The following is a 6142-nucleotide window of genomic DNA, read 5'->3' as shown; positions in this document are numbered from 1 at the left end:
GCGTTTTCGCAATTTGCTCAGGTTGCTGGGATGCATGAAAGTAGACAAATCTTCATCTGGGACATTGCAAAAGTATTGAATATACCGGTTTTCTTTAACCTGATTAACGACCGTCCGATCACTGAGCAACCGGAGTTTTAAAACAATAAAAATCCCTACGATTGTCCGGATCGGGGTGCCTATACGTCCCTTGCTGTCATCATAATAGCAAGCCAGTTTGTCGATGATTCTTTGCCAGGGGATAATTTGGCGTAGAATAACCAATTCATTGGTCGGATCATTAATGTTATTTTTTACCCACTCTTCACTAAAAGCTTCAGTGTTTTTTTTTCGATCATTTTCAATCCTCTATTTATGGTTTATAAGCATAAGGGCATTTTATTCAAGCTTTTGTACAATAGAATAGGATAGCATTCAATAGGTGCTTTAAAGCCGATAAAATAGAAAATCAGCAGATACTATTTAATTTAAGAGTATAGGAATTTCCAGCACCCAGCACCCAGTACCCAGTACCCAGTACCCAGCACCCAGCACCCAGCACCTGACAACCCGCCCAAAGGGCGCTAATTTAAAAGGAGGTCCTATGAAACGAATTCTTTCCATTTGTCTAACCTGTGTCATTTATCTAAGCTGCTGGACTCCGGATGGTCACAGCGCAATCTGTCTCATCGTCCGGGGAACTGTTAAAACAGTCAAAACCATGCCTTGCTTAACTCCTGAAATTATAGTGCTGACCCAAAATGATGATGGCAAGGTAGTTGAAAATAAGTTTGCTGTCGTTTTTGCACAGAACGATACTGGGTGCGTTGACTGGAATACCCCTGAAAATCATTTAAAGGCGTTGGTGTTCAGCCTTATTCCGGGCAATGTCGTTGAAATAAGCTATATCCTTCAAAGCGGGCGGAAAGAAGTGAAGGCAATCAAGCTTTTGTCCCTTAAATCCGGAACGCTTTTTCCCGGCTACGAAAAAATAAAACATGGACAGTTGCTCACGGATCTCCAGGTGCCGGAACCCAAACAAACAGTGATTATTTTACTCAAAGGACATGAGAAACTCAAAGAACGCATGAAAAGACCTGAAGAACGCAAGAGCGTCATCCAGCAGATCCAGGCATTGCAGAACAAAGTGCTTAAGTCGATGCCCACAAAGGTATTTACCCCTGGCCTGATCTTAAGAAATATCCCTGTCATTTCAGGGGATGCTACCCTTGAAGGTGTCAGGATGCTTGCCGCGAATCCGCTTGTAGAGACGATTGAGTCTGATATGCCGATGACGCTTCATGGTGATGATGTCCAGTCCATGGAGATGGGGGGAGAGAGATAATGAATTTTTGTCGATTTTTAAATGTCTGTTTTGCTGTCGTACTACTTCTTTGTTGGCCTGTCTTGGCGAGTGCTTTTCAGGGAATTGAAAAAATTATTGATCCTGAATTGTTGGAGCAGGCTGAAAAATCATTGGAACCGGTGCAGATAATTGTAACGCTAAAAGGCTGTGAAGAGACCAAAAGCATAAATTTCGGCCAGGACGCTTTTAAAAAAATGAGAATTCAGTCAAATGTCGCCAGGATCCAGGAAAAAGTCATCAGCAAGGTTGCCTTGGGAAAGGGCCATGTCCGGCATCGGCTGGAAAATTTGCCCATCATGGGGGCTGACGTTTCATATACAGATCTGAAGTCGTTGGCAGGGCTTGATGAAGTGGTGATGATTGAAAAAGATCATCCTCTGATATTGCACACAGCACAGGGTCTTGAATTGATGAACACCGGCAATTTTCGGAATTCCGGCAGCGGCAGACATGTTGCCATCGCCATTGTAGATTCCGGGGTGGATTATTCCCATCCCGCATTGGGAGGCGGACGGTTTCCCAATTCAAAAGTCCTGGGCGGTTACGATTTTGGTGACAATGATGCAGACCCCATGGATAACCACGGACATGGCAGCAGCTGCGCCGGTATATCAGCAGGACTGAATCAAAAATATGGAGATTACAGGGGCGGAGTTGCGCCAGGAGCAGGTATATATGCATTAAAAACGAGTAATAGGCATGACGAGATTTCAACAATTGCTATTCAAAAATCTATAGACTGGTGTATTTCCCATCAATTAGATATTCCTGATCAGCCCATTATGATTATATCCATGAGCCTTGGCACGCCAAATTGGCATTCGGATATCTATTGCGATGGCGAATCCAGGTCAACACAGTCTATCTTGGACATGGCTGACGCTAATGGAATTGCGGTATTTGTTTCCTCTGGAAATGAAGCTGATCCAAAAGGAATAAGTTTTTCTGCCTGTATGAAAAACACGATTGCCGTCGGAGCCGTTTATGATGGCCGTTTTGGCCGTGCCGGATTCTCCAATTGCAGCGATGGGTCAACCGCTGCCGATCAGGTGACCTGCTATTCAAACTCTGCGCCTATACTGGATTTACTGGCGCCTTCCCATTGTGCCTATACACCCTCCTGGCCAGAAGGAAAATATAATCCGGAATTTGGCGGCACCTCGGCTGCCTGTCCATATGCGGCCGGTGCTGCAGCACTGATTCAAAGTTACCATAAAAAAAAGACCGGCCGTTTCCTGAGCGTAAAAGAGCTTAGGCGGCTTATGATTGAAACCGGAGATCCGATTAAGGATCAAAAATCACGAATTACAACCCCCCGTGTAAATATCACCAACGCCTTACAATCATTGGATATTGAAGGTGACCGGAGTCAAGGCGGAGGGGGGTCAAACAGGGCAATTGATCAATTAAGGGATATATTACAAGACGCAAATCAATAAAAATTAGGCCTTGATCATTATTTCGGCCAATGCGTGGAAGGTAGGTTGGGTTGAGGAACGAAACCCAACAAATACAAAATGTTGGGTTTCACTTCGTTCAACCCAACCTACACGGTGGTCCAAATGATGATCAGGGCCAAAAATTATTTTTAAAAAATGGGCATCCTTCATATAACCCCCAAAGTACTTTACACTTTTTGGGGAATAATTGCTAAAAAATAGGGTGCTTGCTCCAAAAAGTGTAAACTGGTAAATGAAGGATGCCAAAAAATGGTACCGTTTTTTAATTTATCCGTAAGTTATAGTTGATTATGAAAACAGCTTAAAGTCGTCATTTTAAATTGTAGCATATGCGGCACATTTACACGTATTAAACAAAGGAGAACAATTATGAAAAAATCGTTTCAAATTATGTTTACGGCAGCCATGGTCATGTTGGCCCTGACGGCATACACGATCACTGCTTTTGCAGATGTAAAAACCATTGGGGTCCGCACAGGCGGCAGCAGCGACAATGGTGACGGCAATCCGTTAAAAGTAGAGTTTACCCCGGTCAAACAGGTATTTAAAACCGGTGAGGCCATCCGTTTTAGAGTCAAGGGATCTGAAATATTTTACCTGTATCTTTTCAGTGTGGATGAAAAACACAATAAAGGATATATGATCCTGCCCAACAAAAAACAGCAATATGTAAAATATAAAGCCGAAAGAACGTATACCGTACCGGAACAATATATTGAATTTTACAGTGACTCCCCGGGCCGGGAAAAAATTATCATGCTGGCCAGCACCAAAAAAATGGATGTTAAATTTGACCGGTATGCCAAGACCGGCAATATTCTTTCCGCCAATCTTGATACCGTTGTTCAGGAAACCAAGGCCCTTGGCATCCGCTCCCGCAAGGCTAAAGCCAAACATGTTACCAAAGAATTGTCCCTGATTATAACAGGAGATGGACAACACGCAGGTGTTGTGCCCCCCAGTGATGGTGGCAGTGATACGGCAGCAGCACCATTTGTTTCCACAAACAAATCTTCGTACCGGGTTGGAGATTCTATCCGCATCACGTTTGGTGCCGACAAACCTGGATATGTACATCTCTATATCAACGAACCCGGTGGCCGCCAATCCTTTTTGACCACAAAAAAGGTTTCCGGCAGTGACTTTTACCGGATGAATGCCATGGCCTCCAGTCCCGGCGGGGCTCATCAGATTCTCGCAGTGTATGATGATAACGCCACCCCGGATAAAAACCGGATTTATACGCTTGCAAGCAAAAATATGTTAAAGGATATCCGCCTGGTACCTGATACGCCGGATGATGCCTATGCCGTTTACCATTTCACTATTCAGGAGTAAAAAAATCATGAGAAATGTTTTAATAATGCTTACGGGCCTGGCCATCAGTCTGGCCTTGTTTACCACAGGATGCAAAAACACAGAATATGTTCATGTGGGACCCAACTGGCAGGCCCTTCACGATATGGAACCTGAGAACGATGCATTTTCGGTCAGCGTGACAGGCTCCCAAAAAGCCTCCCTTGGAAAACCGCTTTCTTATACCGTTCATTCCGCCAAAACCGGAAAGCTTTGGGTGGTGCAGGTGGACCCCGATGATAAAGTTTCCGTGATTGTACCCAATGCTGAAATGCAGGATCATCAAATCCTGAAAAATGTTCCCCTGCATATTCCACCCAGAGATGCCCACTGGGAGATGGCAGCCATGGAACCTGTGGGAAAAAGTGTACTCGGTTTTTTTGTGACAACAGGGGATGAAGATATCGGTGATATCCTGTCCCAGGGGCAAGGAACCTCAAAGGCAATTCGTGTAAGACCCGTATCCGGATGGGGAATGGATAAAATGGTCGTGGATATTAAACCATAAACCGGTAAAGGGCACCAAAAGGTGCCTTTTTTACATTGTTTCAAAAAGGACAGGAGATAAGAAAATGAATGGCTACCATTACTGTATGCACCGGGGAATATGTCTTATTCTGATTTGCTTATTATTAAGTGCCTGGCCCGCCTTTGCAGAGAACCGGGCATTGATCATCGGTGTGGGGAAATATCAGATATCATCGGGCAATCTGCCGGGGATTGATAAAGATGTTGAAATGGCCAAAAAGGTGGCACAGGCAATTGGGTTTAAATCTCATCAGATCAAAGTACTCAGGGATGAGCAGGCCACCCTTGACAATATCGGTAATACGATCAGCGACTGGTTGATTAAAGGCACCACCAAAAACGACCGGGTTTTCTTTTACTTCAGTGGGCACGGCTCACATGTTGCCGACACCGACCGGGATGAAAAAGACAAAGCTGATGAGGTTCTGCTGCCCCATGATACACAAATCAAAGATAAAACCTTAAAAAATGTTTTTTTAGATGATGTGTTCGGTAAAATGCTGGCAAAAATTCCTGCCAGGGAAAGTTTTATATTTATTGATGCCTGTCACAGCGGCACCAGTACCAAATCCTTTGCCGGTATGGATCAAAAAGCCAAATTTTTTATATACCCCGGAATGCCTCGCCTGGTCGGAAAAGCCAACTTTTCCACCCAGCCCAGACGTCGGGCCATTACCCGGGAGCGATTTGCTTCATTGAGTGCCTGTCAGGATGATGAAACAGCCATTGCCACACGGGAAGGCAGCCTGTTTACCCGGGGATTGTACGATGCCGTCACTAAGTCTAATGGAAAATCAGTTTCCCTCAAACAGTTGAAAAAAAGTACCACGGCCTATATTGCCGCCCACACATCGCCTGACAAGGTCCACCATCCCGATTTGGCGGGTAGTAAAAAACTTCAAGGAAAAAGTATACATGTTACCAGTGCCGTAACATCGTCCTCGGAATCCAGCCTTTGGGATCGCGTACTGCTGTTGACCGAAGGAGCGGACTATAAAGTACCGGTTCGTACCAATCAGTCCAAGTTTAAGGAAGGGGATCTGCTGGAAGTTTCACTCACCATGCCCCATGACGGGTATGTCAATGTGATAAATTTAAGCCCGAATGACACGAAACCGGCAATATTGTTTCCCAATGGATACCATAAGGAAAATTTCTTCAAAGCCGGAACCCGGATTACAATTCCGAGCAAGGATGACGATTTTAACTTGCCGGCATCCCCGCCTTTTGGAAAAACATTGATCGCCGTGTTTGTGACCACACAAAAAATCAATTCATATAAAAAAGGGCTTGGAAATTCGGGAGATCTGATCAAACTCATGTCCAGCGAAACTGCCGAGGAATTTGATGTGGTTAGAAGTTGCTTTTCCGTTCAACCAAAATCCCTAGGGCTGGGTGCAGGCAACGTGATCGCTTTGGTTGAACAATAATGTCCGGGAACGATAGACTTCAC

Annotated in this window: 6 protein-coding genes; 5 read left to right on the top strand and 1 reads right to left on the bottom strand. The window is 44.7% G+C overall.

Annotated elements, in window-relative coordinates:
* On the bottom strand, positions 1 to 285 hold a 285-nt coding region (locus HXW94_RS20380), incomplete at its 3' end, for a transposase (RefSeq protein ID WP_484482031.1).
* 298 nt (positions 286 to 583) lie between these two features.
* Here HXW94_RS20380 and HXW94_RS13600 point away from each other — a divergent pair.
* From HXW94_RS13600 to HXW94_RS13580, 5 genes are all read left to right on the top strand, one after another.
* On the top strand, positions 584 to 1324 hold the full coding sequence (locus tag HXW94_RS13600; RefSeq protein WP_178367451.1) for a hypothetical protein: 741 nt from the start codon (positions 584 to 586) through the stop codon (positions 1322 to 1324).
* The gene (locus HXW94_RS13595; protein WP_218576719.1) at positions 1324 to 2784 is read left to right on the top strand and encodes a S8 family peptidase; all 1461 of its coding nucleotides are present in this window, start codon (positions 1324 to 1326) and stop codon (positions 2782 to 2784) included. Before HXW94_RS13600 ends, HXW94_RS13595 begins: the two co-directional genes overlap by 1 nt.
* Positions 2785 to 3174: 390 nt before the next feature.
* A complete protein-coding gene (locus HXW94_RS13590) occupies positions 3175 to 4143 on the top strand; it encodes a DUF4384 domain-containing protein (RefSeq protein WP_178367449.1) in 969 nt (322 codons plus the stop codon).
* Positions 4144 to 4150: 7 nt separating this feature from the next.
* Positions 4151 to 4669, top strand: coding sequence for a DUF4384 domain-containing protein (locus HXW94_RS13585; RefSeq protein WP_178367448.1), 519 nt, complete (start codon positions 4151 to 4153; stop codon positions 4667 to 4669).
* 64 nt (positions 4670 to 4733) lie between these two features.
* Entirely contained in the window at positions 4734 to 6119 is a 1386-nt protein-coding gene (locus tag HXW94_RS13580; protein WP_178367447.1) for a caspase family protein, read from the top strand.
* Positions 6120 to 6142 lie beyond the last annotated feature (23 nt).

The sequence above is a fragment of the Desulfobacter latus genome (assembly GCF_013389365.1).
GTDB classification, from domain to species: domain Bacteria; phylum Desulfobacterota; class Desulfobacteria; order Desulfobacterales; family Desulfobacteraceae; genus Desulfobacter; species Desulfobacter latus.
This window is presented reverse-complemented; position numbering and strand designations above follow the sequence as displayed.